A 26,986-nucleotide genomic window follows, 5' to 3' on the forward strand; every position below is an offset into this window, starting at 1 on the left:
ACCGCGTCCCCGCCACCGTCACTCGTTGGAGAAGATGTAGGACCAAGCAGCGGCCTCGGCTCCGACCTCGTCGATTTCCCCCTGGGCTGCCTGTACGTGCTGCCTCAACAAGAAAACTTCGTCCGTGTCGTCGATGACCGATGTGAGGCGGAGGCCGGTGATCCACAGGGCGACCAGGGTGAGGAAGCTCTCCAGGCTGCATGCGGCAGGCAGGCCTTCGAGATGTTCTTCCTCCTGTTCCGTCGGAACGCGGAGTACGTGTCCGGAGGGGCCGTCGATGACCAGGTCGCCTCCCATCCAGAAGCCGATCTGGAAGAACGGTCCGGACTCCTGCGGCGGCTCGATATCAGACGGCCAGGAGACCTCCTCGAAGACTTCCGGCAGCCGTCCGATGCTTCCCCAGGGATAGATGCCCATTCCGCTTTCCTGCATGGCAGGCAGGCCGAATTCGGTGAGCGTGCGGCGGGTCGCTTCATCTGTGAGCTCAGAGGGGACCTGATCTGCCCTGAACTTGCGGATCTCATCGGCTCCATACAGCGCGATCAAGTCCGCCGGGGACGGTGGGGGAGCATCCACCGGAGTGGTTTCGTTCGCGGCGACGTAGGGACCGGAAAGCGGCCGGAACCTGGGCGCGCTGGTTCCGGTGAAGTTGCCTCCTTCGGCGGGCTCGACGGCGAACAGGCCGCCGTTTCCAGCCAGGATGGTCACGTCGCCCATGGTCAGCGCGGGAGAGGCGAGCAGAAGAGGGTGGACGTCGGGCTCATCCGGCATCGCTTCGAAAAGCTCGTCGAATGTGGTGGGCCCAGGGCCGTCACCTTCGGTCCCGGGGGGCCAGGTCAGATCGGCGTGGTGCTCTTCCGGGATCTCCTCACCATGCCAGGGACCGGCGAGGAGATGGCCGGTGGTGGGGTCCCAAATGGTCGTGGTGCCTTCGGAACTGTTGCTGTCGAGACCGGCGATGGCCGGGAGGCCCTGCCACCGCACTTCGGCCAGTCCGTCGCACCCCCTGCACGGGAGAAAGCGGTGGTGGTAGGCGCCGGGGGGCCGCCACTGAGTCCACTTCACCTTCCACGGCAGGCGGACACCGGAGTCGGCAATGGCGGCAGCGAACGGACGGTCTCCTCGGGCCATGGCCATGAGATGCAGCCAGGCAGCCCATTCCGTCTGTGCCGCTGGGGTGATTCCGTACAGCCACAGGTAAGAGGCGTCCGCGGCGGCCGAGTTGCCCGGGAGCGCCCCGGGGTTTGCGCAGGCTGCGGCATCCAGCAGCACCGCCTGCGGGATATTGGCCACGGAGCCGGCATCCTCCTGCACGACGCCAAAGACGTCCCAGGGCCCTTCGTGATCCTCCGGAAGATCCTGGAGATATCCGGCTTGCGCAGCATGCATGGCAAGTCCCGTTGCGGCATACGCACCTTCAGGGCCGGAAGTACTCCACCCTTCAGGGTGCCGGAACTCTGCCGACATGCTCAGCAGCCGGTCCGCCATGCGTCGATTGACTCGCTTGATGTCCTGCTCGGCCGTATCCCGGCGCAAGTCATCGGCGAAGTTTTCATCGCTGAAACGGACGCCACGCTCGTCCGATGCCAGCTCGGCAGGGAACTCCTCCAGCACCCGAAGGAGAGCGTGCTCAGCCACCGGCTCTCCGCTCAGCGCGGCGGCGAGTTCGGCCCACATACGCATGGGCACCACGCGAGGCTCCGACAGTGCCAATGCGCGGACAGCCGCCGGCCAGCCCTTACCGGCTTGCTCGTCACCTTCCAAACGGACAACGACCGGGGCTTTGGGGACGCGCCTACGCGGGCTGCCATGAACAACAAGCCCCGCCCGACCACGGCTCAAGCCGCCGACGGCATGCGCAAAGAATCGCTCCGGTTCAAAGGAGAGCCGTGTTGTCCCGGCCCGGTGGGCGTTGACGACGAGGACCAGGCGGCCTTCGTTCAGCCTTCGAAGCGCAGTACGCCAGGCGCTGCGTTTGCCGGGGGACAGGTCGATACCCAGAGCGTGGAGGATCTCCTCCTCCAGCTCCTCCGTGGTACGACCCGTGGCATCTACCAGGATGCTGCCGTCGACCCTGCCGTGGACCTCTCGCAGCGCCGTCGCGCCGTCGTGTCCGGCCTGCTCCACCACATGAACCCACTCGCCATTGGTTCGGCCCTCCTGCCACCACTCGACGATGAGAGCAGCACCTTCTGCTGCCGACATGGGTTCCGGTGCCTGATCCTGAATTGGCATTAGACGACTGCCGTCCCTGCTCGCTCGCGTTCCATCATGGAGATCCTCGTCCTGGCCCAGAGCTCGCTCACAACTTTCAGATGGTCTTCCATCTGCTGCGACATCTCCGTTTCATTGCCTGTCCGAACCTTGTCCACCTGGGACTTTATTTTAGCGTCGGTCAGTCCCATCTTCTTGAGCGCCCCTTGTAGCGCCCCTTCTGACAGGTTGCTGTTCTCGGCAATGAACTTTTCGCGAGCTTCGACCAGTTCGCTGCGCTTACTCTCCTGCTCAGCGCCTCGAGCATCAAAATCTTCCCGATATGTGGTGCTGTAATACACCGGAATGTTCTGAGCGGCCAATGCCTTCCGCAGCTCCTGTGAACAGTCGGCATGCCCCGGGCTCTCCTTCGGAGTGCCGCAAGGCTCACGCTCCGTATAGAGCCCGGCTATTCGGTATGATGCGCTGCCTTCCCCCTTGCTTTCGTTGAGTCGGTTTATCCACTGGAGGAGGTGTCGCTCGGAATGGCGAGGTGTTGTTCCATCGCTCTGAGCAGGTACTGACGAATCGATAACGTATGTGCTGTTCCCTTCCGCATCTACGAGTTCGACGACCGCGTAGTTCTTGTCGGAGAAGTCGGGTACGTTATCCTTCGCATCCCTCAGCAAAAGGCCGATATTTGGCTTTATGTTTTCTCTGTCGGAATTCGACCTCGCGCGCTGGAGATCCTGTAGTGCCCGGTACGCGTCGCTGTCGGGTTCACGGTACTTCTTGGGGATCTCATCTGCTTTTCCGTTCGATGCGTTGGCCCGCCGTGCGGCCGCCACTGACTCATCGAATTCGGTAGCCGGGTCTTCCCGATCCTTGGCTTGCTGTCGTGGTGCGCCCTGGTAGGGGGACTCGCCATCGGGAGCTCGCTCGGGGCTGTTCCCGACGCTGTTGTCAGCGTGAAACGCCAAGCTCATCCGCGCGATAGTGGCGATCACGACGTGCCGGTGGCCGTCGTTCATGGCGGCGAAGTCGGGCCCAAGGATGCGACGGAGGTCTCGCTCGGAAAAGGCGGTGGGGGGTATGGAGTCGGCCGGGACGGATGCTCGGGCAGCCGCGTGGTTCTGTTGGGCTTGTTCGTACGCGGTTTTGGCGGCGTCGAGAGCAGCCTCATTTTTTGGGTTCGGGTTTTCGCTGTGGTTCTTTTGCGCTTTGGTGTGATCCGCCCTGGCTGCGTGCAGGGCGTTCCTTGCGTCCGTGACGCCCTGTGTGGCGTCCACATAGGCGGCGCGCTTCTTGGCGGCCTCTTCCAGCAGGTGCGCCAGACGGCCGTTCTCGGCCCATTCCCTTAGGTGAACGTAGGCAGGATTGTCCGCTGGGTTCTCAGGGTCCAGTTCGATCCTGTGAACGGGTGTGCCGACGTCGTTGTGATCTCGCACCAGTCCTTGGGACGTGTCCGGAGGACGGTTCGAGTGCACCACGTCAGGCGCCTCGTTCGGCGGCAGGGACTCATTGCGCGCATTGCGCGTGGCCTCTGCGCTGTGCGGATCCGGCTTGGAGCTGTCCCCGGTCCGGGACCTCTTGGAATCGGGGCCGTCGTCGGAACCGTCCGGTTGCGGGCGTTTGCCGTTGTCGGCTCCTGTTGGTTCGGCGCCGGGGTGCTCAGGACGGGAGGAGCGGTCGGAGTCCTCGGGGCGCGGGGTGGTGCCGGTCGCGTCCGCCGTAGTGCGGCTGTGGGAGGGCGCGGAGTTCGGCTTCGGCGAGCTGCCGACTGATGTGTTGGGTGCAGCAGGGTGTTGCGGATTGTGCGGTGCCTGCGGGTTGGGCTGTTGTTGCGGAGCAGGTTGGGGCTGCTGGTACGGGTTGGGGTTGTGGTTCTGCTGCTGGGGCTGCTGTGCGTAGGGCCCCGGCTGCTGCTGTGTGTAGGGGTTTTGCTGCTGTGGCTGTGCGTACGGGTTGGGCTGCTGCTGTGGCTGTGCGTACGGACCAGGCTGTTGCTGTGCGTACGGGCCGGGCTGCTGCGATTGCTGCTGGGTGTACGGGTTTGGCTGCTGCGGCTGTGCGTACGGGCCGGGCTGCTGCTGTGGCTGCTGTGTGTACGGGCCGGGCTGCTGTTGGTGGGGTTGCTGGTAAGGGCCGGGTTGCTGCGACTGCTGTTGGGTGTACGGGTTTGGCTGCGGCTGGGCGTACGGCTGCTGCTGTTGGTGCGGCTGGGCGTACGGGCCAGGCTGTTGCTGCGGGGTGGGCTGTTGCTGGTGAGGCTGCTGAGCGTGCGGCTGCGGCTGCTGCTGGGGCTGTGCGTACGGGCCGGGCTGCTGGTGGTGCGGGGTGGGCTGCGGCTGGGCGTGGGGGCCCGGCTGCTGCTGCGGTTGCGGGGTTTGGTGCTGCGGCTGGGCCTGGTTGTGCTGGGAGTTCTGTGCCTGGGGGTGAGGCTGCTGTGCCTGTGCCTGGGCCTGGGCTTGCTGCTGTGCCTGTGCCTGGGCTTGTGCCTGGGCTTGCTGTTGGGTCTGAGCCTGGTGCGGGTTCTGCTGCGTCTGGGCCTGTTGCTGTTGCTGTTGCTGTTGCTGTTGGTTTTGGTGCTGGTTTTGGTGCTGGTTTTGCGTGGGTTGCTGTTGGGGGGTCTGGTTCTGGGCTGTGGTGGGGTCGAACGGCTTGCGGTTGGCGTCCAGAACCAGGTGCCAGACGTTCTTGGCCTGGGTGTTGATGGGCTGTTCGCTGACCTTGCCGGTCTGGCTGTCGACCCAGACGACCTTGCCGTTGTGGTTGACGGCGTTGAAGACGTGCGCGCCGCCGGGGTCGCCGTTGGGCTTGTCCGGCCAGGTGACCAGGACCGCTGCCGCTGCGCCGGGGCCGGCCGCGCGGAGATCGTCGGCGATTCGGGCGTAGCCGTCCTGGGAGTTCGGGCCGGAGCTGCGGAACGTGGTGCCCGCATACTGCTCGATGTTGGCGGTGCCGTTCCGTTCGCCGGATGCGCGGTCGATGCCGCCCTGGCCGTCCGGGTCGTAGGTGCGTGGTGCGGACACCTGCGGGTTGCCGAACCAGGACTCCATGAAGGAGCGGGTGCAGTCGGCGCAGTTGTTGGACCGGCCGAGGACGGTGTGGCCGCCGTCGTTCTGGAGCTGGGCCCAGGGCTGGAACGGGTCGTTGAAGGCCCGCGGAGTGCCGTCCGGGTTCCGCGGGAAGCTCGCCTCCAGTGCCTGCTGGTCGTGCGGGAACGGCGAATACAGTCCGTTCGGCTGCACGTTGAGGCCGACGCGTACACCGGTGTGACTTTGCAGGTTCGGCGGCTGCGGGACAGGTGCCTGCTGTTGCTGCGGCGGGACGGGCTGGGTTTGGTTGGGGTCCTGGTTCTGGGGCTGGTGGTGCGGCGCAGGCTGGTGGTGCGGAGCCGGTTGCTGCTGAACGGGCTGCTGCTGCGGCTGGTGTTGAGGCTGTTGCTGCTGAGGTGCCTGCTGTTGCGGGTTCTGCTGCTGAGGGGGCGTGGTGCTCTGAAGGGTGGGCTGCGTCTGCTGCGGCTGCTGGTTGTTCTGTGGGTGCTGCTGCTGTGCGTAAGGCTGTTGTTGTGCGTAGGGCTGCTGGTGTTGGGGCTGCGGGTGCGGGAAGTTCGGGTTCGGTGCGCCGGGGGTCTGGGCGCCCGAGCGCGACGGGGGCTGGCTGGTGCCGTCGGCCTGGGGTCGGTCCGAGCGTGTGGCGTCTGGCTGCTGCGCGGCGTCCGGACGGGGCGCATCGGGGCGCGTGGTGTCGGGGCGCGACGCGTCCGGGCCGGTGGTGTTGGAGCGTGCGGTGTCCGGGGTGGCTGTGTCCGGGCGTGCGGCGTCGGGATGCGTCGCGTCGGGGCGGCCGCTGTCGGGACGGTTCCTGTCGGCTCGGTTCGCGTCGGGGTGCGTTGAGTCGCCGCTCGGGTTCGTGGGGGCCTGTGGGGCCTGGTGGCTGTCGTCCTGGCGGGGAGAGTCCGGTCGGGTGCTGTCGGTGTTCTCGGGCCGGGAGTCGTGGTGGGGCGTGGGGCCGTCGAGGCGCGGGTTGTGCGGGGGGCGCTCGGGGGTCGGCTGCTGGGTGTGGTCGTGGATGACCTGGGAGCCGTCGGGGCGGCGGTTGTTGCCGGGGGGTGTGGTGGGAGTGTCGCGGCGGGGCCCGTCGAGGCGGGGGTTGTAGGCGGGGCGTTCCGGTGTGGGCTGCTGGGTGACGTCGCGGATGGCCTGGGAGCCATCGGGGCGGCGGTTGGTGGGGCGTGCGGCAGAGTTGCCGTTTCCAGTGGGCGGGGTGCCGCCGCGGGGTGTGGTGGTGCCGGGGCCGCCCTGGGGTGGGATGGCGCCCGTCATCATCGGGCCGGCCGCCTGGGGGCTGTTGGACTGCGCCTGTTGCGGGGTGGGGGTGGAGGGTGCGCTGCCGGCGTCGGGGGCCTGCTGGGTGGGCGGGGGCATGGTGGCGGTGCCCGCGGACTGGGTGGTGACGGTGGTGTCGTCGGGGTCGTCCACGGTGGGCATGGGGTCGCCGGGTGCCGGGTCGCGCTGCTGGATGGGCTGGCCGGACGACGGGGCGTGCTGTACGGGGGCGCCCTGGGGCGGGAGGCCGGCATGCGGCATCGAGGCGCGGCCGCCGCCGGTGGCCGCGCTGTCCCCGTTGGAGTTGCCGTTGCCGGTTCCGTCGGGGGAGCCGTTGGCGCCGTTGGAGTTGTCGCCATAGGAGGGCGGGTTGCCGGCTACGGGGTCGGGGGCCGGCGAGGGGGCCGGAGACGGCTGGGAGGCGTCGGGGTGTGAAGGCCCGGCCTGCTGGGGCGCGTCCGGGTGCGAAGGCCCGGCCTGCTGGGGGGAGTGGTCCGGTGCGGGCTGGGTGCTGATGGAGTCCGGGGCCGGGGCGGGGGCGGGACGGGCCCCTTCCGGGGTGTTGTCGTGGGCCGGCTGGGTGCTGACCGCGTCCGCATCCGGTCGCGCGGCGTCGGGGGTGTTGTCCGGCGCCGGTTGGGTGCTGATGCCGTCTGGCCGCACGGCATCCGGCGTGTTGTCGGGTGCGGGCTGGGTGCTGACCGAGTCGGGGTCCGGGCGGGCCGAGTCAGGGGTGGTGTCGGGTGCGGGCTGCGTGCTGATCGAGTCAGGATCCGGGCGCGCCGAGTCGGGGGTGTTGTCCGGCGCCGGCTGCGTGCTGATCGAGTCAGGGTCCGGTCGCGCCGAGTCAGGGGAGTTGTCCGGCGTGGGCTGGGTGCTCGGCGTGTCCGAGTCCGGGCGGGAGGTGTCCGGGGTGGAGCCCGCGTCGGGGGTGTGCCCGGAGTCGGGGGTGGGGCCGCCGTCCGGGGTGTGTCCGGAGTCGGGGGTGTGGGATGACCCGTACGGGCTGTCGTTGCCGCCTTGGAAGCCCTCGTCGAAGGGGGAGCGCTGCTCCGGGGGCGGCAGGGGCTGGGCTTCGGGGGTGTTGCGCGCAGGGTCCGAGCCGTTGGAGGGGCTGTCGGAGGAGGACGGATTGGTGCCCGCACCGCCGCTGTCCGGTCCACCCGCCGCACCCGCGTTGTCCGAGGCGCGGGGGCTGTGGGTGGTGGAGCCGCCACCGTCCGAGCCGCCGTCCGAGCCGCTGCCGGAGGTGCTCCCGGAACCGCCGTCGGAGCCGCTGCCCGAGCCATTGCCAGAGCTGCTGCCGGAACCGCCGCTGGACCCCGACCCGTTGCCGGAGCCCGACCCGCTGCCCGATCCGCCTCCGTCGGAGCTGCTGCCGGAGCCGCTGCCCGAACCACTGCCGGACCTGCTCCCCGAACCGTCGCCGTCGCCGCCGCCGTCTCCGGAGCCGCTGTCGTCACTCCCGTGCCCCGCCGCGGAGTCCAGGCCGTGGCGGGCGCGGCGTCCGGCGCGTCCGCCCGCCCCGTCGCGGAGGCTTTCGCCGAGGCTCTCGCCGGTGTTCTTCACGGCGTCCTTGCCGGCGGCGTAGCCCTCCTTGGCGGTCCGGCCGAGGTCGTAGCCCTTCTGGGCGCCGAAGTTCTGGTTGACGGTCTGGGCGATGAGGTCGGAGACCATCGCTTCCAGTGCGGAGATCACCGGTTCCTTGGCCGCCTCAACGATCGCCTCGAGCAGCTGCTTGGCGACCTCCTTGAGGATCTTGCGGACCATCTCACGGGTGGCCAGCGTGGCGGCCGCGCCACCGATTTCGGACAGTCCGAGGGTGAACGGAGCCGCCGCCTGGGCTGCGATGATCTCGGCGGCCAGGATGGCCAACTGGACAATGACGGCGATCTTCATGCCGATGACCAGGGCGGCGGCGGCCTCCAGCGTGAAGGCGATGACCTCGGCCGCCTCACGGGCGTCGTTCAGATACCCCGAACCACCCGAGAACTTTTCCCAGGCCTTGCTGAAGCCCTCGATGGAGTCGCCGGAGTTCTCGCCGAGCACATTGCTCGCGTAGCTGTTGCCGCGGGCCTGATGGCCCTCGACCTCCGCCGCGAAATTGCGCCAGACCTGCGCGCATGCGATCAGCTTGTCTTCGTCTGCGTGCGGCCAGTTGAAGCCGAGCATGTCGAGGACCCACTCAAGAGGATCCGGCAGCATGACAGACAAGATGGAACTCCCCCGTGAAAAACGCGCATTCAGACGTGTTACGGACGCGGGGTGCGCGGAAAGGCCGCCGCGTCACAGATTTCGGATCCGGCAGGTGAACTCAGTGCTGCGCGGGTCTCCACGAGGTGCGGGTGACGGCGTCGTCCTCGGCCGTCGGGTCCCGCCACGCCTGCTTGTTCTCGACGTGCTGCTTCATCAGCGAGTCGTTGAAGTCCTCGTTCTCCGCGTGGTTCCTGGACATCGAGGTCAGGGCCTTGCCGATCTCCTGAAGCTTCGCGGAGAGATGGCCCATCGACTCGTACATACCGTCCCGCACGCCCTCATAGGCGACACCGAACTTCTCTCCGATCTCGTCATCGCCCCACGGCGGAGCGCCGTCCTTGCTGTCGAACGTCGTCAGGCCGCTCATGAACTGCTCGCCGAACGATTTGTCCGGCGGCGCCTTTTCCTGACCATTGCTGGGCGGACCCGCCCCCTGCGCGTGCAGGCCGTCCATCAGCCGTGCCACCGACGAATAGAAGTCCTCGCCGAGCTTGACGAAGTTGGTGCCCTCCGCCTTGAGGCCCTCCACATTGGTCTGGAACCCACCAGCGCCTGCCACAACGTCCCCCCGTGTCGGTAACGGTCACCCAATGCCATATTCAAGCCAAAGAATAGCTTCCAGTGTTGACAGCCCACCAGGTGTATCGGCGGGAGGCCGGCGCTCCCTGTGGCGGGAGACGTCCGGGGCCCGGATGCCTCAGGACGTCCTCCGGTTGCGGGCACTGTGATAGAGCTCCACGGCCGACTCCGGGGGGAAGTTGGGCAGGAAGGACACCTCGCCGTCGATCTTGGAGATGACGACGTTGGTTCCCCCGGGTTCCGCAGGGCGGGCGGCGGGGTCCTCGGGGGCCGGCCAGCTCGCGTGGATCAGGTAGCCGATGTCGAATTCGTGGACGTACAGCTCGGACGGCCCGCCTGGTGAGCCGACCTCGGGGAAGTGCTGCCGGCCGATCACCAGCGCCTCGGCCTCGTTCGTCGGCAGGGGGTCCGGTCCGAGCTGTGGACGGTACGGGGGCGGCGTAGGAGGCAGACCGGGAGTGCCGGCCGGCCGGTCGGAATCGGTCATGACGCTGTCTCCTTGATGCTGGTCCTGTGGATGGTGGTCAACCTAACTCACGCCGTGATGGCCTGATTGGTTCACCTCCGGGGCGGGGATGCGACCACCCACAGCCCCCGAGCCCAGCCCCTGGCCCAGCCCGTCAGCCCCTGTGCCCGTATGTACTGCCGCCGCGCCCCTCCGCCGGTGCTCATCCGAACAGCACCCGTGCCAGCCAGAACTCCAGCAGTTCCGCGTCGCCGGTGATCTCGAAGGTGTCGTTGTCGGCGGGGACGCGGCCGTAGATGAGGAGCAAGAGGTCGGTCAGGGGGGCGCGGACGGAGACGGCGGCCGGTTCCTGGGCGCGGCGCCAGGCGAGGGTGTCGCCGGTGAGGTCCACGATCCAGTCGGCGGCCGCTTCCGGCGGGGTGTCGGTGGCGTGGAAGTGGAGGGTGCGGCCGGGGCCGAGGAGTTCGCGTCGGTCGGGGTGGTAGTCGAACACCTCGGGGAGGGAGCCGAGTTCCATCCATTCGTCGAGGGTGTCGAGGGCGACCCGCCGGTCGATGGTGAAGTCCCTGCCGAGGGCCAGGGTCGCGTCGGCCCGGTGCATGACCGTCTCGTGGGCCATGCGGCGGGCGAAGAAACGCGGGGAGCCGGAGGGGAGCGGGGTCCAGATCTCGGCGTCGGGGCCCGAGGAGCGCAGCGTGTCCGCCAGGAGACGGGCGCCTTCGGTGAGCCAGGCGGCGACTTCGGCCGGGCTCTGGGCGGTATCGCGGGGGAGGACGCGGAGGGCGGTGTCGGGCGGGGGCGCGGTCGCCCGGGTGCGTACGAGGTCCTCGACCCAGCGATGGGTCTCGCCCAGATGCCGGAGCAGCTGGGCGAGGTTCCAGTCGGGGCAGGAGGGGACGATGGTGGTGAGGTCGGTGGCCTGTTCCGTGAGGCAGGACGCCAGCAGACCGGCCTGGTGGACGATTTCGGCGCAGTGTCCGTCGTAATCCATGGCGGAGTTCATGACGTCACGGTAGGACGGCGCACCGATATTGCGGTGTCACCACATGCGGGCGTCCGCCTCCAGCCGGACCCGCAGCCGGCAGATGACCGCGTCGGTGTCCCGGCGGACCGCGTGGGCGACGACCGCACCGCGCTGGTTCTTCAGCAGACGCTGCCAGAGGTGGGCGGGTTCGGCCTCCGGGATCAGGACGGTGATGCGGGTGCCTGGCGGCGGGCCGTGAGGTCGGTGACGTACGCGGCGACGGGGCCGCCGATGGAGCGGTTGGCGGAGGGCAGTTCGAGGAGTTCCACGCCGGGGTTCCACAGTTCCCAGTCCCGGCGCAGGGCCTCGGCGGCCTGGCGGTCCGGGAACGCCGAGGTCAGCGCCGCTACGCCGGCCGTCACGGAGACCGCGACATTGAGCACGTGGTCGAGGAGGAGAGAGGCGGCGGCGACCAGGGAAGTGCGGCGGCCCAGGTGGGTCCTGGCCACCGCGTACGAGCCGCCGCCGTCGGGGTAGGCGGCGATCACCTGGCGGTACGAGGCGATCAGTACGGCGAGCAGTGCGGCGATGGCGAGCGTGACGGGGAGGGTGAAGCCGAGGCCGTAGCCGCCTGCCGCGGCAAGGACCAGCACGATCGACTCGGGGCCGTAGGCGACGGACGCCATGGCGTCGAGCGAGAGGGCGGCCAGGCCCTGGAGGGCGGTGAGGCGGTGGCGGGAGTCGGGTGCGGCAGCGGGTGTGGATGTAGATACGGAAGTGGAGGCGGTGGCGCCGTCGGAGCCGTGGGCGGTGATGTCTCCCGAGCCGTGGCCCGGCCGCCCGTGGACCGGGCCGGCAGCGGTATCCGGCGGTTCCTCGGGCCGGCCATCGGGCCGGGAAACCATCGACATCTGTCGTCGTACCTCCGTGCAACACCGTGCTGGACCACTCAGCGTGCGGGCACGACGGCCGCCGTCAGCGGTCCCTGGCGGTCCCTTGGCGGTCCCTGGCGGTCCCTTGGCGGTCCCTGGCGGTCCCTTGGCGGTCCCTGGCGGTCCCTTGGCGGTCTTGACGCGGGGAGCGGCCAACTCCCGGCCAACTTCCCTTCCGACGCAGGTCAGAGCGCCGACGCCGGCCGTGAGAAGTCGTAGTGGACGCCGGTGAGTTCTTCCGAGGCCGCCCACAGGCGCTCGCCGTTGGCGTCCTTCTTGGTCCAGGGGGCGCGGAAGGACTGGACGGGGGCGCCGCGCAGGCCGTTGCGCGGGCCGATGAAGGAGTCCGGCCGCATGTGCGGGGCGGTGGCCGCACAGAGGGTGCCCAGGGCGCCGCCGTCCGGGGACTGGGCGATGAGGCGGGTGCCGAGGTCGATGATCCGCTCGGTGGAGGTGCGTCCCTCCATCCGGACGCCCGCGGTCATCAGATTGGTGGAGGCGTATCCGGGGTGCGCGGCGGCCGCGACGACCTGTGAGCCGGCCGCGGCCAGCCGCCGGGTCAGCTCGTGGACGAAGAGCAGATTGGCGCTCTTGGAGCGGCCGTACGCGACCCAGCGACGGTAGGACCGCGCGCTGTTGAGATCGGTGTGATCGAGGTCGGCGAGGGCGTGCAGCATGCTGGAGACGGTGACGACCCGGGCGCCGGGTGTGGCGAGGAGCTTGGGCAGCAGCAGCCCGGTCAGCGCGAAGTGGCCGAGGTGGTTGGTGCCGAACTGCATCTCGAAGCCGTCGGCGGTGGTGCGGTACGGCAGTGCCATCACGCCCGCGTTGTTGATGAGCAGGTCGAGGCGGTCGCCGTCGAAATCGTCGAGGGTGGCGGCGAAGTCCCGTACGGAGGACAGATCGGCCAGGTCGAGCCGTCGGAACTCGGCCTCAGCCGTGGGGACTTCGGACCGCAGACGGTCCAGGGCGGCGCGGCCCCGTGCCTCATCGCGGCAGGCCAGCAGCACGCGGGCGCCATGGCGGGCCAGTTCGCGTGCGGTGGCGTAGCCGAGACCGCTGTTGGCACCTGTGACGACTGCCGAGCGGCCGGTCTGGTCGGGGATGTGGCTGGTGTTCCACCGGGTCACGCCTGTGCTCCTCCGTAGGGGGGCGACCAGAGTACGTGGGTGGGGCGGCCGGGGTCGGAGGGGAAGGGACGGGTGGCGGGCGGGCGGTGGCCGGAACAGCTCGCCCGGTGAGCGTCCCTCGGACGCGGGGTCACTCGCCCTCGGCGAGGCGCTTGATCGCCGAGAGGCGGGTGTCCCACGCGGCGGCCACCCGGTCCATCCACCGGGCGGTGACCCCGAGCCGCTCCGGTATGACCCGGTAGCGCGCCTCCCGCCCCTCCCGGTGGCCGGCGACCAGCCCGGCCCGGTCGAGGACCCCCAGGTGTTTGACGATGGCCTGGCGGCTGACCGGAAGTTCGGCCGCCAGGACCGTGGCGGTCGCCTCGCCGTGTGCGGCGAGGGCGTCGAGTATCCGGCGGCGGGTGGGGTCCGCCAGCGCGGAGAACACCTCCGCCACGGCGTCTGCGCCCGAGCCCGTACCGGCGTCCGAGCCCGTACCGGCGTCCGAGCCCGTACCGGCGTCCGAGCCCGTACCGGCATGAGCGTCCGCGCCCGAGCCCGGACCAGCGTTCCCGCCCCCACCCTCGCGCGGGCCCGCGCCCGTGCCCCCGCCCACGTCCGCTCCTCCGGCCCTCGTCATGCCGCGAGCTGCTCCGCGTACCGCCGGATGTTCTCCACCTGGCCGGACCAGCCTTCGGAGTGGCTCTCGTACCCGGCGGTCTTCCTCCGCTCCTCGGGGATGACGAGACCGGTGAATCCGCTCTCCACGACGCGCAGACGGGTGCCGTCGCCCTCCGGGGTGAGGGTGAATTCGACGAGGGTGGAGTTGCCCTCGACCGCCACGTCACCGGGGTACGCGCTGGCCCAGCGGTACGAGAAGTGGTGCGGCGGGTCCACCTTCACGATTTTGGTCGGGAACTGGCCGTACTCCCCGTGGTCGAGCTCCATGATGCCGCCCGGCCGCAGGTCGACCGGCGTCGGCTCGCCCTGGCCGAACCACGAGCCGACGTGCTCCGGCTCGGTGAGCACGGCCCAGACCCGCTCCACGGGCGCGGCGATGCTGATCTCCCGTTCGATGCGGTCCTTGGTGTCGCCCGCACCCTTGCCGCTGCCGTTGCCCTGCTTGCTCTTGCTGTCAGTGCTCATGAGGTGACCCTCCTGCCGATCCCGAGCCGGCTGATGCCCATGCCTTACGTGCTACCTCATGGTTGCACGTAAGGCGAGGAGGTGCAACCGGCAGGTTGCACTTCGCGGTCAGGCGCGGCAGGCGGCAGGCGGCAGGCGGAAGACAGCAGGCGGCAGCACATGGCGGGCAGCAGCCACCAAGCGGGTCGGATCAGCAGTCGCGCCCCCCGCCCGTCGTCCGCACGCCATAGGTCGCCACCGAGACCGACGGATCGTCCAGGCAGTCCCCCGACGACAGGTCGAAACGCTGCTTGAGCAGCGGTGATGCCACGAACGTACGGCCGTCGGCCGAGCCGGTCAGGCCGCGGGAGAGGACCTGGGCGCCGGTGAACGGGTCGCGGTTGGCGATGGCGTACGCCTGGCCGGCGCGGTCGACGAAGAGGGCGGCCTGGGTGCCGTCCGGGAGGAGGGCGGCGACCCCGCGCCCGGGGGTGAGGTCGTCCAGCGTGCAGACGGCGACCCAGCCCTGCTGGGGGCAGCGGATCTCGACCGTGGTGGCCGTGGCGACGTCTTCGGGGAGGGTGAGCGGTGCGGTGGCAGTGGTCATCGGACAGAGGTCCCTTCCAGTGTGCGAACGGGCAGTGTCGGCCCGGCCAGCAGTGTGAGATCCGGCTTGACCTGGTCGCGCTCCGGCACGAAGCGCACGGACGGGTCCGGCGCGTCGGGCGCGTTGACGAAGGAGACGAAGCGGGCGAGCCGTTCGGGGTCGGCGAGGGTCTCGGCCCACTCGTCGCGGTAATGGGTGACATGGGCGGCCATCAGGGCCTCCAGCTCGTCGCACAGGCCCAGGGAGTCATGGACGACGACGTCCCGCACGTGGTCGAGGCCGCCCTCGATCCGCTCCAGCCAGGCGGAGGTGCGCTCCAGCCGGTCGGCGGTGCGGATGTAGAACATCAGGAAGCGGTCGATCAGGCGGATCAGCTCGGCGTCGCTCAAGTCCTGGGCGAGCAGGTCGGCGTGGCGCGGATCGGCGCCGCCGTTTCCGCCCACGTACAGATTCCAGCCGTTGGAGGTGGCGATGATGCCGAAGTCCTTGCCGCGGGCCTCCGCGCACTCCCTCGCGCACCCGGAGACCGCGGACTTCAGCTTGTGCGGGGAGCGCAGGCCCCGGTAGCGCAGCTCCAGTTCGATGGCCATACGGACCGAGTCCTGGACGCCGTAGCGGCACCAGGTCTGGCCGACGCACGACTTCACGGTGCGCAGCGCCTTGCCGTACGCATGGCCGGACTCGAAGCCGGCCGCCACCAGCCGGCCCCACACCGCCGGGAGTTGGTCGACCCGGGCGCCGAAGAGATCGATACGCTGACCGCCGGTAATCTTGGTGTAGAGGCCGAAGTCGCGGGCGACCTCGCCGATCACGATCAGCTTCTCCGGGGTGATCTCCCCGCCGGGGATGCGCGGCACGATCGAGTACGAGCCGTTGCGCTGGAGGTTGGCGAGGAAGTGGTCGTTGGTGTCCTGGAGGGCGGCCTGCTCACCGTCCAGGACGTAGCCGCCGGCGCCGACGGAGGGCGCGAGGGAGGCGATGATCGAGCCGACCGTGGGCTTGCAGACCTCGCAGCCGTCGCCGTTCCGGGCCTCCGGGCGGCCGTGCGAGTCCAGCAGCGCGGCGAAGGTGGTCAGCCGCAGCGTACGGACGATCTCGTAGAGCTCGGCGCGGGTGTGCGGGAAGCAGCCGCACAGACCGGTGTCGACGACGGCGCCGGACGCCGCCAGCTCGTCGTTCATCACGGCGGTCAGCGATTTGACGCAACTTCCGCAGCCGGTACCGGCCTTGGTGCACTTCTTGATCTCGGGGAGGGTGCCGCAGGAGTGCTCGGTGACCGCGGCCCGGACCGTCCCCTTGGTCACGTTGTGGCAGTTGCACAGCACCGCGCTGTCCGGGAGCGCGGACGGGCCGAGCGCGCCGCCGCCCTCGCCCGCGACCCCGGCGGGCAGCACCAGCTGCTCGGGTGCCAGCGGGGGAACGGTGCCGGTCAGCGGGCGCAGCATGCCGTACGCCTCGGCGTCGCCGACCAGCACCCCGCCGAGCAGCTCGCCCGAGGCGCCGATCACCAGCTTCTTGTAGACGCCGCTGCGGGAGTCGGAGTAGACGACGTCCAGAGCGCCGTCGGCGGTGCCGTGTGCGTCCCCGAAGGAGGCGACGTCCACGCCGAGCAGCTTCAGCTTGGTGGACAGGTCCGCGCCGGTGAAGCCGGTGAGCGCTCCGGCGTCGCCGCCGAGCTGCCCGTCGATGGTGCCGGCCGCCACCCGGGCCATGTCGTAGCCCGGCGCGACCAGCCCGTAGACCCGGCCGTCCGCGGCCAGCGCGCACTCGCCGATCGCGTACACGGCCGGGTCATCGGTGCGGCACTGCTCGTCGACGACGATGCCGCCCCGCTCGCCGACCGGCAGCCCGCAGTCCCGGGCGAGCTGGTCGCGGGGGCGGACACCGGCCGAGAAGACGACCAGGTCGGTCTCGATACGGGAGTCATCGGACAGGCCCATGGCGGTCACCGCGCCCGCCGCGTCCGCGACGATCTCCTTGCCGCCGACGCCCGTGTGCACCTCCAGGCCCATCCCCTCGACGGTACGGCGCAGCGCCTGGCCGCCGCCCTCGTCGACCTGGAGGGCCATCAGCCGCGGGCTGAACTCCACGATGTGGGTGCGCAGTCCGAGCCCCTTGAGCGCACCGGCCGCCTCCAGGCCGAGCAGCCCGCCGCCGACCACCACACCGGTGCGGGCGTTCTTCGCGTACTCCTCGATGGTGAGCAGGTCCTCGATGGTGCGGTAGACGAAGCAGCCCGCGCTGTCCTTGCCGGGCACCGGCGGCACGAACGGGTAGGAGCCGGTGGCCAGCACCAGGGCGTCGTAGCGGACGGTCAGGCCGGAGCGGGCGGTGACCGTGCGGGTGGTGCGGTCGACGGCCGTGGCGGGGTCGCCGAGGTGCAGTTCGATGCCGTGCCGGGCCATGAAGTCCGGATCGACGAGACTCAGATCGTCCGGGGTGCGTCCGGCGAAGTACGACGTCAGCTGGACGCGGTCGTAGGCCGGGCGGGGCTCCTCGCACAGCACGACCACCCGCGCCCGCCCGGTGACACCGCGGTCGGCCAGCTCCTCCAGGAAGCGCTGGCCGACCATGCCGTGGCCGATGAGGACAAGGGTGGGGGTGCCGGGGGCGGCGTCCGGCGTGGCATCGGGGTGCGGCGGCATCGAGGTCATGCCCGTCAGCCTGCGGTCCGGCTGTTACCCGCCCGCATCTGCTCTGTTTCCCGTGCGGAACGCTGCCCTCAGTGGCGGGGCGGCCGCCGTGTGAGGGCGGCCGGCGTGTGAGGAGAGCCGGTGGGTGAGGGCGGCCGGCGTGTCAGGAGAGCCGGTGGGTGAGGGCGGCTGCCGTGTGAGAGGCCGCCGCCCCGCCGGCTGATCAGCCGTTCAGCTGCGCCGGGCAGAGCCGCCGCGGCTGCTTGTCGGCGCTCAGCTTGGCATCCACACAGCCGCCCGGCAGTCCGCTCTGAGCCTTGCTGCCGAAGTTGGCGGTGACGGTCAGCTTGCCGTTGCCGAAGACCGTGCGCTGGACCGTACGGTCGCCGGTCAGCCACCGGAACGAGGTCATCTTCTCGGTACCCGCGGCGCGGTGCAGCGGCGAGAAGTACTTCTGGAGCGCGGCCAGCTCGGGCCCGTTCTTGGCGATCGTCGGCCCGTCGAGAACATAGTTCAGCGGGGTGTTGTAGAGCATCGCGAGCAGCGCCCGGGTGGTCTTCTGCGCCGGCAGCTTCTCGTACGACAGCTCCCAGCGCTCGGCGTTGACCAGCGAACCGTGCAGCGCGGTCTCGTAGAGGGGGACGCGGTACTTCGGGTCGTACATGGCGGTGGCCACGTCGGCGGGCAGCTGCACCGGCTTGAAGAAGGCGCCCGGGGCCTTCTCCGGGAAGTAGCCGCCCCACGTCTTCTTGTCGCGCTCCAGCTTCCACAGGCCGTCGGCCACCGGGGTGCCCGAGCCGTGGTTGTAGGCCACCGCCTTGTTGGCCCACGCCTGCGCGGCCTCCGAACCGAGGACCAGGTTCTTCGACAGCCGCTCCATCCGGGCGAGCCGCATCTCGCGGTCGCCCGCCTTGGTCATCCGATGGCCCTTGCCGTGGTCGCGGAACAGCTCGCCGGTGGCGTCCACATCCAGGAAGTAGCTGTCCGCGCCGTTGGCGACCATCGAGCGGGTGCGGTCGGCGAGGTAGTGCTTGCTGGGCTCGGCCTTCTCGAAGGCGCGCGAGCTGAGGTAGCAGCCGCGGTTGCCGAAGCCCGTCTCCGGGCTGCCGTCGGCCTTCCGGACACAGAAATCGGGATAGACCCGGCCCGGCCAGACGGAGGTGGGGCTGTCGGCGCTCTTGGGGTTCTGGCCATTGGCGAAGGTGTCGTACGGGCCGACGAGATAGCCCGCCTTCTTGGCGGCCCGCACCGCCTGCGCGTTCATCGGGTCGGGCCCGGAGTCGTAACCGAGCCACATCCGGTCCACGCCCAGCTGCTTCAGCTTGTCGACCCCGGACGCGGTACGGGCATCGCCCCACACATAGGCGTGGAACGCGCCGAGCAGCTTGCCGGTGGCCGGGTTCTTCCGGATCTTCTTGCGCAGACTGCCGAGCCGGCCGTGTTGGGAGAGATAGGAGCGGTAGTCGGCGGCCGGGGCGACCGGGTTCCCGTCGGTGAGGGCGAAGGAGACGTCGTAGTCGCGGGTGCCCTCCCCGGCGTCGAAGGCGTGCGCGGCCGTGGCACGCAGCCGGCCCCCGGTGGAGGCGAAGCGCAGCGAGGTGCCGATGTCGGTGGGGGTGAGATAGCTGACGCCGTGCCCGCCGCCGGACCCGCCCGACCCGGAGGACCCGCCCATGGAGTAGCCCCACAGGGGGAGGGCCAGGCCCTCGCCCATGTCGACGGTGCTGTTGGCCAGCCCGCCCTTCTCCGCGTCGGCGTTCCAGAACGCGTCCTGCACGGGCACGTCCAGGCCCTCGCCGCGCGGCAGTTGCAGGGCGGAGGCAGCCCGGTCGGTACCGGACACCGGCCAGTTGACCGACCCGTCGCGGTCCGCCCGCAGCTTGATCCGCAGCCGCCCGCGCTCCGAACTCGCCGTGACCTTCAGCCCCTTGGCGGGGTAGCTCCAGCGCGCCCCGTCGGCCGTACGGGTCACCGGCCCCGGCGCCCCCAGCCCGCCGCCGGCCGGTGCGGACAGCACCAGCTGCCGCCCGTCCTCGGTGTGTGCGCTCACCGCCAGCGAGGCGGTGTCGACGACGGCCGTACCGCCGGCGACGGGGAGCGCGAGGCGGCTGCCCTCCAGGGTGCCGGCGGCGGCACTGTCACATCCGGCGACGCCGAAGGTGGTCGCGGACAGCGCGAGCGAGGCGGCGAGCACACGGGTGGTACGGCGTCGCCCGGTGGCCTTGGGGAGGTTGGGTTTCATGTGGATGTGGATAGTCGGCGGGTTTAAGAAGGTTCTAAGAACCGCCTCACACCCGGCCAACTGCCTTGCTCTGTAAGGCCCTTCACCGGCCCCTCCGGCACCCCGTTCAGGCGCGGGCCGAGGGCTCGGGACCGTCGGCCCGCGCGTCGAAGCGGCGGCGGGCGGACTCGATCTCGTCGAGGTACCGGCGCGTCCACGCGCACATGCCGTTGACCGTGGCGCGCAGCGCCTCGCCCGCTTCGGTCAGGCGGTACTCGACGCGCGGCGGCACGTCACCACGAGATGCCCCTCTCACCGGAAAGTGCGTTCTGTGGGGCGAACCGGCTGCTCGGGCACGCCGTGTGGCTCAGGCCGTGTGGCTCACGCGGAGAACTGCCCGTCCTTGACGGCCGAGACGAACGCGGACCAGCCACCCGCAGGGAAGACGAGCGCCGGGCCGTCCGGGTTCTTGCTGTCACGGACGGGGACGACGCCGTGGGGCTGGGTGAGGGCGCGGGAGAATTCGACGCAGTTCCCGCCGTTGCCTTCGCTGTAGGACGACTTGACCCAGGTGAAGGTGGGGGAGAACTCGACGCAGTTCCCACCGCTGGCGTCGCTGTAGGACGACTTGACCCATTCGGCGGCGGCGAGATCCAAGACGGGGCTCATGCGCGGTACTCCTTCAACAGAGTCTTGATCAGAGCTACTGATCGATCCGGGGACAACGCGTGTGCCCTGAGCAGATCGTAATCGTCCAAGGCGGCGTCGACCGTTTGTTCGGAGTCGTGCATCCTGCCTCCTACCCGGGTTTCCGTGTACAGCACCGTGCGGGAGTCTGTGAAGCGCAGCACAATGAAGGGCTTCGCGTGCGCGGCGGGAGCGCCTGCCGAGAACGGCATGACCTGAAGTTTGATGTGCGGCGATGCGGCTGCCGTCAGCAGAAATTCGAGTTGCCCGGCCATGACCTCCGCGTCTCCTACGACCGTTCGCAGGCAGGCCTCGTGCAGGATGGCCCAGAAGGACGGGGGAGTGTCCCGCTCGAATACCTCGCGACGCCGCAGACGCGCGGTGACCTTGCCTTCGATCGCTTCCTCGTCTTCTCGAGAGAAGTACGCCCGGAAGATCGCTCGCGCGTAGTCCTCCGTCTGAAGTAGGCCCATCACGAGGTCTGTTGAGTAATCCAGTATCCGCGAAGCCTTCCGCTCCAGGTTCAGATACGGCACGAACCAACTCGGGTGATCCCCTTCCTCGATCCTCCGCAGCAACCCGGCGAATAACTCGGCCGTACCGAAGGTGAGGTCGCAGCCCTTGGCGAACTTCTCGCTGGGCCGGGGGAGCAGCGTCCCGGACTCGACCTTGCTGACGTAGCCCTCGGAGTAACCCGTGGCCTTGCCCAGATGCTTCTGTGTGAGCTTGCGGGCCAGCCGTACCTGTTTGATGTCACGGCCGAACCGCTGGAGCGGATTCAAGTGCTCGGGTGGGGTCGTCTCGTCCAACGCTATGACCTCTCGTCATGTGTGTGCGCGCCGGTATCGCGGCAGGTCGCAGACTTGCGCAGAGCCGCTTCAAGCACCCCGATTCTATTGCCCGTCGCGTTGTCCGGGTGACCGAATGACTACACCTGGTTTTCGACTTGGAGTGACGGAGTGGACGACATGACCGACCCTGTCGCGCGGCTTCTGCCGTGGGTGGGCCCGGAGGGCAAGCCGTGTTTTCTCGTGAGCGACGGGACCGGCTACGTGTCCCGCCTCGCCGACAACATCGAGGCGGCGCAGCTCGGTTCGGCCGCCGAACTCATCGAGGAAGCGCGGCGCCTTCTTGCCGAGCGGGCCTGGACGCCCGGGGAAATCCACCTGCTGGCCGTCGAGTTGACCGCATCGCTCATCGACGTACGCCGGATCGCGGAGAGTCGGGGCGCACGCCTGCCGGCGCCGGAGCACGACCCCGACGTGAGCGCCAGGGGTCGGGAGCACCCGCAGACGATGCCGCAGGGGGCGCCGCCCTCGGGACTCCCGGACGGCGGGCTAGGACAGTGCCTCCAACTGCGCCAAGTCCCCCTCCGTAAGGGCGATCCGGGCCGCCTCCAGGTTCTCGTCCAGATGGCCGGGCGAGCCCGTACCAGGCGTGGGCAGCAGTACGGGGGAGCGGTGCAGCAGCCAGGCCAGCGCGATCTGTCCGGTGGTCGCGCCGTGCCGGGCGGCGACCGCGGCGAGCGTCTCGCCCGCGCCGTCGGCCAGCGCGCCATGGCCCAGCGGGAACCACGGCAGAAACGCCGTGCCCTGCTTCTCGCACAGCTCCAGTACGTCTTCCGCCGCGCGGTCCAGCAGGTTGTAGCGGTTCTGTACGGACGCGATGGGGGTGATCTCCTGCGCCCGCGTCAGCTCGCCGGCGTCGATGGAGTCCAGCCCGATGTGCCGGATCTTTCCCGCCTGTTGGAGCTCTTGCAGCGTGCCCAGCTGGTCGGCCATCGGTACCTCCGGGTCCAGCCGGTGCAGCTGGTAGAGGCCGATGGTGTCGGTCCGCAGCCGGCGCAGGCTCGCCTCGCACATGGCGCGCAGCTGTTCCGGGCGCCCCGCGATATGCCAGATGTCCGGGCCGGTACGGACCACCCCGCCCTTCGTCGCGATGACCAGCTCCGCCGGATACGGGCGCAGGGCGCGCGCCACCAGCTCCTCCGCCACGTCCGGGCCGTAGTTGTCGGCGGTGTCGATCAGTGTGACCCCGCGCTCGACGGCCCGGCGCAGCAGCGCGACGGAGCGCTGCGGATCGTCGTGCCGTGGTCCCCAGTAACCGGGGCCGACGAGCCCGCCGGTCCCGAACCCCAGCCGCCGGACGGACAGCTCTCCACCGATCGGAAAGACGGTTTCCACAGTCCCAGTCCCCACAGTCTCGACCCCCACAGTCTCGGCCCCACAGTCACAGACTCCTCGGCTTCCGCACCCGTTCCGCTTCGGCATCCATGAAATGCGGAGCCGGAGCCGGGCGCGGTTCATAAGATCAACCGGTGCCTCCTGACATATCACTGTTCACCCTGACCATGCTGTGCCTGGCCGCCCTCGCTGCGGGCTGGATCGACGCCGTGGTGGGCGGTGGCGGACTGCTGCTGCTCCCCGCCCTGCTCGTCGGCCTGCCGCACACCCCGGCCGCGTACGTCCTCGGGACCAACAAGTCCACCGCCATCGTGGGCACCACCGCGGCCGCGATCACCTACGTCCGCAAGGCCCCGATCGATGTACGCACCGCGCTGCGCATCGGGCTTGCCGCGATGGCCGGGTCGCTGGCCGGGGCGTTCTTCGCGGCCGGTATCAACAGCGAGGTGCTGCGCCCGCTGATCATGGCCGTCCTGCTGGGGGTGCTCGCCTTTGTGCTCTTCCGCCCGGCCTTCGGGACCGCGCCCGCCCCCTCGGGGCCGGTCTCCCGCAAGCGGGTCGTGGCGGCCGTCCTCGTGGCGGGCCTGGGCATCGGCTTCTATGACGGGCTGATCGGGCCCGGGACCGGTGCGTTCCTCATTGTCGCGCTGACCGCGATCCTGCACATGGACCTGGTCAGCTCCTCGGCCACCGCCAAGGTCGTCAATGTCTGCACCAACATCGGCGCGCTGACGATGTTCGCGATCCAGGGCACCGTGCTGTGGCAACTCGGTGCCCTGCTCGCGCTGTTCAACCTCGTCGGCGGCATGGTGGGGGCCAGGATGGCGCTCAAGCGCGGCGCCGGCTTCGTCCGTGGCGTCCTGGTGGTCGTGGTGGTCGCGCTGCTGTGCAAGCTGGCGTACGACCAGTGGCTGGCGGCCTGAGCCACGGCCCGCCCGACGCTGCCGGGGCCGCTCCGCTCAGAACCGGCAGTGGTACATCCGCGCCATGTCCCGCACCGCGGGCACCTTCAGCGACGCGCGGGCGGCCAGCCGGTAGGCCGTCGGCAGTTTCTCGATCCCCGGGATCTCCAGGGCGCTGAGGTGCTCGACGATCTCCAGCTCCGGGCTCAGCCGCGCGATGCCCGCGGGGTCCGTGCCCCAGTGCAGCCGTGCGCCGGCCTTCACGACGACGCGGTTGAGCCGCTGGGCACGGATCGCGAAGCGGCTGAAGGCGTCGAAGGCCAGCTCACCGCCCGGTACGTGGGCCATCAGCCGCCGCAGCAGCGCCGTACCGTCCTCCTCGGTCAGATACATCAGCAGCCCCTCGGCCACGATGATCGTCGGCCGGTCCGAGGGGATCTGCGCCGTCCACGCCGGATCGGTCACCGAGGACGGGATGGCGGTGTAGCCCGCGCGCTCCGGGTAGAGCTCCCGCCGCAGCGCGATGACCTCCGGGTAGTCGATGTCGTACCACCGCACCCCCGGCCCGGGGTCGAGACGCTGGACGCGGGTGTCGAGGCCGCAGCCCAGATGCACCACCGCCGCCTCCTCGTGCCGGGCGAGGAAGCGCGCCGTCCAGACGTCCAACTGCCGGGCCCGCAGCGCGACTCCGGCCGCGTCGCCGGGGCTCAGCCGCATTCTGGTGAAGTCGTAGTCGAGGCGCCGCACGGTGTCGGCGGCCGTGGTGTCGCCGAGGACCGGATTCTTCGCGCGGCTGTCGATCGCGCGGCCGTAGAGCGTGGCGAGGAGGGTTTCCTTCTCCTCGGTCAGCTGCACCTTCGTACTCGGACTGGTCATACTCAGGAGAGTACGTAATATTCAGAAAAATGTGAAGACTGGAAAGATGGCTCCACTCGGAGCCCGCTAATCCCGCATCGCTCCCGCGCTCGCCGTGGGGCGCGCCCCCGCCGCAATCTCCGTGACGGCCGTCAGCAGCACCGCCGAGTCCTCGACGGCCAGCAGGCCGTGCCGCTCGCGCGGGTCGGCGACCTGACCAGTCGTCAGCTCCAGGCCGCCACCGGCTCCGGTCAGCCGGACCCGGCCGTGCAGCACCTGGAGGCTCGCCGCCGGCGGTGCGTTGTGTTCGTCCAGCTCGGCGCCCGCGACCAGCGCGATCACGGTCTGCCGCAGCGGGCCGTCGCGCAGAAAGAGCCGGGCACTGCGCCCGTGAGCGGAGGCCCTGGCCTCCTCGAGCTGTTGGCGGGCGAGCGCGTCGAGATCGTCCATGATGCTGGCCTTTCGTGCGGACCGGCGGCTGGGCTCCCTCTCCATCGTTGCCGGTGCACGGGGGGACGCAACCGGGGGCTCCGGCGCGGACCCCGGTGCCCGCGGCCCGAGCGGGGCGGCGTCCGGATAAATACCGTCGCGGGGCGGGCCCGTCACTTACGGGATGATCATCTCGGTCCGTACGATGCGGTGCGGTCCGGTGTCCTCGGTCAGATGTCCTCGACCGATGCGGCCCACCGTCCCGCCTGTCCCCCCACCGCGAAGGATGCGCCACCGTGGCCGACCCGACTGCCCCGAACCAGCCGCCCGATCCCACCGGGCCGGCCCGATTCCTGACCGTCATGACGACCATCGACAGCGAAGACAAGGCCGGGCAACTGGCGCGTGGCGCGATCGAGGGCAGGCTCGCCGCCTGTGCGCAGATCAGTGCGCCGGTGACCTCGGTGTACCGCTGGGAACACGCGGTCGAGACCGGTCAGGAGTGGCAGGTGCTGTTCAAGACGGCCGAGGCGCGCTATGAGGCGCTGGAGGCCTATCTCCTGGAGACACACGACTACGACACCCCCGAGATCATCGCCACCCCGGTCACCCGCGGTGGTGCCGGCTATCTGTCCTGGGTCGCGAAGGAGACGAGCTGACGTGCAGCGAGAGAACACCGGCCGCGACGCCATGACGCGAGCCGAGCAGACCAGGCCCGGCAGCCGGCGGTGGCGGAGGGCCACGACGGCCGTCCTGGGCGTGGCGATGTGCCTGGCCGCCGCACCCCTCGTCCACGCGGTCGAGGACGCCCCGCACGAGGCACCGGGCGCCAACAAGCCCAGCCCCGATCCGGCTGCCACCTGGACCAGCCGGGACGCGGCCGCCTACTGGACGGCCGACCGGATGGCGGCCGCCGCGCCGGCCGAGGGCGACGCCCCGGCCGAACCCACCGCCTCGGAAGCCGGGCGCGACACCGCCGCCCCGTCCGCCGCGCCCGCCACCCGCTCCGCCGCCCGATCCGACGCCACCGCACGGCACTTCGGCGGCATCCCGTCCGTCGGCGTGCTGTTCTCCGTCGACGGGGACACCAAGGCGCACCACTGCACCGCCAGCGTGGTGCACAGCCCGCACGGCAATCTGATCCTCACCGCCGGGCACTGCAATCCGGGAACCAGGGCGGCATTTGTCCCGCAGTATCGTTCCGGCGAGACCACCCAGCCGTACGGGGTCTGGGCGATCGACGACACCTTCGCCTACCCCGGCCGTGGCACCACGGGCGCCGCGGCGGACCTGGACTTCGCCTTCGCCACCGTCGCCCCCGACGAGGACGGCCGTCCCCTCGAGGAGATCACCGGCGGCAACACCCTTACCGCGACGCCCGGTTACACCAACGACGTCACCGTCGTCGGCTATCCGAACGTCCGCCACGACCCCGAGGACCGCGCCGTACGCTGCGCCACCCGCACCAGCCGGCTGACCGGCACCCATGAACTTCGCATGGAGTGCGGCGGGTTCTACGGCGGCACCTCCGGCAGCCCCTGGCTGACCGACTTCGACGAGGAGAAGGGGACCGGCCGGGTCATCGGGCTGATCGGCGGCCTCAACGGCGGCGGCCCCAAGGGCCCGGACAGCGACCGCATCTCCTACAGCCCGTACTTCGGGGCGAAGGTGCTCGACCTCTACACCCGCGCGTCACAGGCGTGATCGACGGGGCGGCGGAGGCGCCCCCTGGCGGCGCGCCTCCGCCCCCTGGCGGAGCGCCTCCGTGACCCCCTTCTCGTGCGGGCCGAGGAAGTGCGGATCGGGCCGCAGCAGTGCGTCCGCCGCCGCCTTCCCGGCCGCGAAGATCTCCCGGACACCGCCGTACGCCCAGGTCACATCGTGCTTCGCGGCGACCCCGACGCCGTACGCGTCGACGCCGGCCGCCGTGCACAGCGCCAGTGCGCGCCGGATGTGGAAGCCCTGGCTGACCAGCACCGCCCGGTCCACACCGAAGATCCGGTGCGCCCGGCTACAGGAGTCCCAGGTGTCGAAGCCCGCATAGTCGCTGACGATCCTGCGGGCCGGGACGCCGTGCCGCAGCAGGTAGGCGCGCATCGCGTCCGGCTCGTCGTAGTCGTGCCGGCTGTTGTCGCCGGTGACCAGGACCGCGCGGACCGTGCCCCGGTCGTACAGCGCGGCGGCCGCGTCCAGCCGGTGGGCGAGGTACGGCGACGGCGCGCCGTTCCACAGGCCCGCGCCGAAGACGATGGCGACGGGCGCGGCGGGCACGTCCGCGACACTGCGCACCCGCGGGCCCGCGGTCGCGTTCAGCCAGGTCGCGGGCGCCAGCGCCAGCACCGTCAGCGCCACGACGACCTGATAGGCGCGGCGGCGGCCACGCCGGGTCCGCGGCAGCCGCAGCCGGCGTGCCCCGCTCCGTATACGCCGCCCCAGCCCCGGCCCCAGTGCCCGCATCCCGTGCCCCCGTCCCCGATCACACCCACCGTGATCGATCTCGCAGGCAGCGACGCC

The 26,986-nt window shown here is 70.2% G+C and carries 20 protein-coding genes and 3 pseudogenes; 4 read left to right on the forward strand and 19 right to left on the reverse strand.

Annotated elements, in window-relative coordinates; all coding sequences use genetic code 11:
• Positions 1 to 18: 18 nt before the first annotated feature.
• From IF67_RS41315 to IF67_RS0111165, 15 genes and pseudogenes are all read right to left on the reverse strand, one after another.
• Complete coding sequence (locus IF67_RS41315) at positions 19 to 2,235, reverse strand: SUKH-4 family immunity protein (RefSeq protein ID WP_078889375.1); 2,217 nt, start codon at positions 2,233 to 2,235, stop codon at positions 19 to 21.
• The gene (locus IF67_RS45705) at positions 2,235 to 8,729 is read right to left on the reverse strand and encodes a toxin glutamine deamidase domain-containing protein (protein WP_051817886.1); all 6,495 of its coding nucleotides are present in this window, start codon (positions 8,727 to 8,729) and stop codon (positions 2,235 to 2,237) included. Before IF67_RS45705 ends, IF67_RS41315 begins: the two co-directional genes overlap by 1 nt.
• A 109-nt stretch (positions 8,730 to 8,838) precedes the next feature.
• Entirely contained in the window at positions 8,839 to 9,339 is a 501-nt protein-coding gene (locus IF67_RS0111105) for a hypothetical protein (RefSeq protein WP_030984587.1), read from the reverse strand.
• A gap of 138 nt (positions 9,340 to 9,477) precedes the next feature.
• Positions 9,478 to 9,846, reverse strand: coding sequence for a hypothetical protein (locus IF67_RS0111110; RefSeq protein WP_030984588.1), 369 nt, complete (start codon positions 9,844 to 9,846; stop codon positions 9,478 to 9,480).
• A gap of 181 nt (positions 9,847 to 10,027) precedes the next feature.
• Positions 10,028 to 10,828 carry a maleylpyruvate isomerase family mycothiol-dependent enzyme gene (locus IF67_RS0111115; RefSeq protein WP_030984590.1) on the reverse strand — a complete coding sequence of 267 codons (801 nt, stop codon included), beginning with the start codon at positions 10,826 to 10,828 and terminating at the stop codon, positions 10,028 to 10,030.
• Between the two features lie 344 nt (positions 10,829 to 11,172).
• Positions 11,173 to 11,700: pseudogene (locus tag IF67_RS44790) on the reverse strand (amino acid permease); the annotation flags it as partial.
• A gap of 206 nt (positions 11,701 to 11,906) precedes the next feature.
• Positions 11,907 to 12,851 carry an oxidoreductase gene (locus tag IF67_RS0111125; protein WP_030984593.1) on the reverse strand — a complete coding sequence of 315 codons (945 nt, stop codon included), beginning with the start codon at positions 12,849 to 12,851 and terminating at the stop codon, positions 11,907 to 11,909.
• Between the two features lie 130 nt (positions 12,852 to 12,981).
• Positions 12,982 to 13,287 (reverse strand): ArsR/SmtB family transcription factor, encoded by a 306-nt coding sequence (locus tag IF67_RS0111130; RefSeq protein WP_030984596.1) that lies wholly within the window; start codon positions 13,285 to 13,287, stop codon positions 12,982 to 12,984.
• Positions 13,288 to 13,466: 179 nt separating this feature from the next.
• On the reverse strand, positions 13,467 to 13,976 hold the full coding sequence (locus IF67_RS0111135; RefSeq protein ID WP_051817888.1) for an SRPBCC family protein: 510 nt from the start codon (positions 13,974 to 13,976) through the stop codon (positions 13,467 to 13,469).
• 190 nt (positions 13,977 to 14,166) lie between these two features.
• Positions 14,167 to 14,562 carry a nitrite reductase small subunit NirD gene (gene nirD / locus IF67_RS0111140; RefSeq protein ID WP_030984600.1) on the reverse strand — a complete coding sequence of 132 codons (396 nt, stop codon included), beginning with the start codon at positions 14,560 to 14,562 and terminating at the stop codon, positions 14,167 to 14,169.
• Positions 14,559 to 17,216 carry a nitrite reductase large subunit NirB gene (gene nirB / locus IF67_RS0111145; protein WP_030984601.1) on the reverse strand — a complete coding sequence of 886 codons (2,658 nt, stop codon included), beginning with the start codon at positions 17,214 to 17,216 and terminating at the stop codon, positions 14,559 to 14,561. The genes nirD and nirB overlap by 4 nt, the downstream gene beginning before the upstream one ends.
• Before the next feature lie 202 nt (positions 17,217 to 17,418).
• Complete coding sequence (locus IF67_RS0111150) at positions 17,419 to 19,437, reverse strand: glycoside hydrolase (protein WP_030984603.1); 2,019 nt, start codon at positions 19,435 to 19,437, stop codon at positions 17,419 to 17,421.
• Between the two features lie 106 nt (positions 19,438 to 19,543).
• Positions 19,544 to 19,708 (reverse strand): annotated as a pseudogene (locus IF67_RS41320) (winged helix-turn-helix transcriptional regulator); the annotation flags it as partial.
• 89 nt (positions 19,709 to 19,797) lie between these two features.
• Complete coding sequence (locus IF67_RS0111160) at positions 19,798 to 20,085, reverse strand: DUF397 domain-containing protein (protein WP_030984610.1); 288 nt, start codon at positions 20,083 to 20,085, stop codon at positions 19,798 to 19,800.
• On the reverse strand, positions 20,082 to 20,912 hold the full coding sequence (locus IF67_RS0111165; protein WP_030984612.1) for a helix-turn-helix domain-containing protein: 831 nt from the start codon (positions 20,910 to 20,912) through the stop codon (positions 20,082 to 20,084). Before IF67_RS0111165 ends, IF67_RS0111160 begins: the two co-directional genes overlap by 4 nt.
• Positions 20,913 to 21,071: 159 nt before the next feature.
• On the opposite strand from IF67_RS0111165, the pseudogene IF67_RS44795 reads away from it, so the two are divergent.
• Positions 21,072 to 21,359, forward strand: a pseudogene (locus IF67_RS44795) (hypothetical protein); the annotation flags it as partial.
• Between the two features lie 81 nt (positions 21,360 to 21,440).
• Here IF67_RS44795 and IF67_RS0111170 read toward each other — a convergent pair.
• Positions 21,441 to 22,286, reverse strand: a complete 846-nt coding sequence (locus IF67_RS0111170) for an aldo/keto reductase (protein WP_234341049.1) — start codon at positions 22,284 to 22,286, stop codon at positions 21,441 to 21,443.
• 134 nt (positions 22,287 to 22,420) lie between these two features.
• Between IF67_RS0111170 and IF67_RS0111175 the strand changes: the two genes are divergently transcribed.
• Entirely contained in the window at positions 22,421 to 23,209 is a 789-nt protein-coding gene (locus IF67_RS0111175; protein WP_030984616.1) for a sulfite exporter TauE/SafE family protein, read from the forward strand.
• A gap of 36 nt (positions 23,210 to 23,245) precedes the next feature.
• Here IF67_RS0111175 and IF67_RS0111180 read toward each other — a convergent pair whose 3' ends face one another.
• On the reverse strand, positions 23,246 to 24,064 hold the full coding sequence (locus IF67_RS0111180) for a class I SAM-dependent methyltransferase (protein ID WP_030984618.1): 819 nt from the start codon (positions 24,062 to 24,064) through the stop codon (positions 23,246 to 23,248).
• A 66-nt stretch (positions 24,065 to 24,130) separates the two neighbouring features.
• On the reverse strand, positions 24,131 to 24,493 hold the full coding sequence (locus IF67_RS0111185) for a cupin (protein WP_030984619.1): 363 nt from the start codon (positions 24,491 to 24,493) through the stop codon (positions 24,131 to 24,133).
• A 275-nt stretch (positions 24,494 to 24,768) separates the two neighbouring features.
• Between IF67_RS0111185 and cutA the strand changes: the two genes are divergently transcribed.
• Both cutA and IF67_RS0111200 read left to right on the forward strand, forming a co-directional pair.
• Positions 24,769 to 25,131 (forward strand): divalent-cation tolerance protein CutA, encoded by a 363-nt coding sequence (cutA, locus tag IF67_RS0111195; protein ID WP_030984621.1) that lies wholly within the window; start codon positions 24,769 to 24,771, stop codon positions 25,129 to 25,131.
• 1 nt (position 25,132) lies between these two features.
• Positions 25,133 to 26,176 (forward strand): trypsin-like serine peptidase, encoded by a 1,044-nt coding sequence (locus IF67_RS0111200; protein WP_234341050.1) that lies wholly within the window; start codon positions 25,133 to 25,135, stop codon positions 26,174 to 26,176.
• On the opposite strand, the gene IF67_RS0111205 is transcribed toward IF67_RS0111200, so the two are convergent.
• On the reverse strand, positions 26,165 to 26,929 hold the full coding sequence (locus IF67_RS0111205) for a SanA/YdcF family protein (protein ID WP_030984624.1): 765 nt from the start codon (positions 26,927 to 26,929) through the stop codon (positions 26,165 to 26,167). The genes IF67_RS0111200 and IF67_RS0111205 overlap by 12 nt on opposite strands.
• Positions 26,930 to 26,986: the final 57 nt, after the last annotated feature.

Source organism: Streptomyces sp. NRRL S-1813 (assembly GCF_000719605.1).
Classification (GTDB): domain Bacteria; phylum Actinomycetota; class Actinomycetes; order Streptomycetales; family Streptomycetaceae; genus Streptomyces; species Streptomyces decoyicus.

Coding starts and splice junctions, on each gene's coding strand:
- IF67_RS41315 (WP_078889375.1), bottom strand. CDS start 2,235: ATGCCAATTCAGGATCAGGCACCGGAACCCATGTCGGCAGCAGAAGGT.
- IF67_RS45705 (WP_051817886.1), bottom strand. CDS start 8,729: ATGCTGCCGGATCCTCTTGAGTGGGTCCTCGACATGCTCGGCTTCAAC.
- IF67_RS0111110 (WP_030984588.1), bottom strand. CDS start 9,846: ATGACCGATTCCGACCGGCCGGCCGGCACTCCCGGTCTGCCTCCTACG.
- IF67_RS0111115 (WP_030984590.1), bottom strand. CDS start 10,828: ATGAACTCCGCCATGGATTACGACGGACACTGCGCCGAAATCGTCCAC.
- IF67_RS0111135 (WP_051817888.1), bottom strand. CDS start 13,976: ATGAGCACTGACAGCAAGAGCAAGCAGGGCAACGGCAGCGGCAAGGGT.
- nirD (WP_030984600.1), bottom strand. CDS start 14,562: ATGACCACTGCCACCGCACCGCTCACCCTCCCCGAAGACGTCGCCACG.
- nirB (WP_030984601.1), bottom strand. CDS start 17,216: ATGACCTCGATGCCGCCGCACCCCGATGCCACGCCGGACGCCGCCCCC.
- IF67_RS0111150 (WP_030984603.1), bottom strand. CDS start 19,437: ATGAAACCCAACCTCCCCAAGGCCACCGGGCGACGCCGTACCACCCGT.
- IF67_RS0111160 (WP_030984610.1), bottom strand. CDS start 20,085: ATGAGCCCCGTCTTGGATCTCGCCGCCGCCGAATGGGTCAAGTCGTCC.
- IF67_RS0111180 (WP_030984618.1), bottom strand. CDS start 24,064: ATGACCAGTCCGAGTACGAAGGTGCAGCTGACCGAGGAGAAGGAAACC.
- IF67_RS0111185 (WP_030984619.1), bottom strand. CDS start 24,493: ATGGACGATCTCGACGCGCTCGCCCGCCAACAGCTCGAGGAGGCCAGG.
- IF67_RS0111205 (WP_030984624.1), bottom strand. CDS start 26,929: ATGCGGGCACTGGGGCCGGGGCTGGGGCGGCGTATACGGAGCGGGGCA.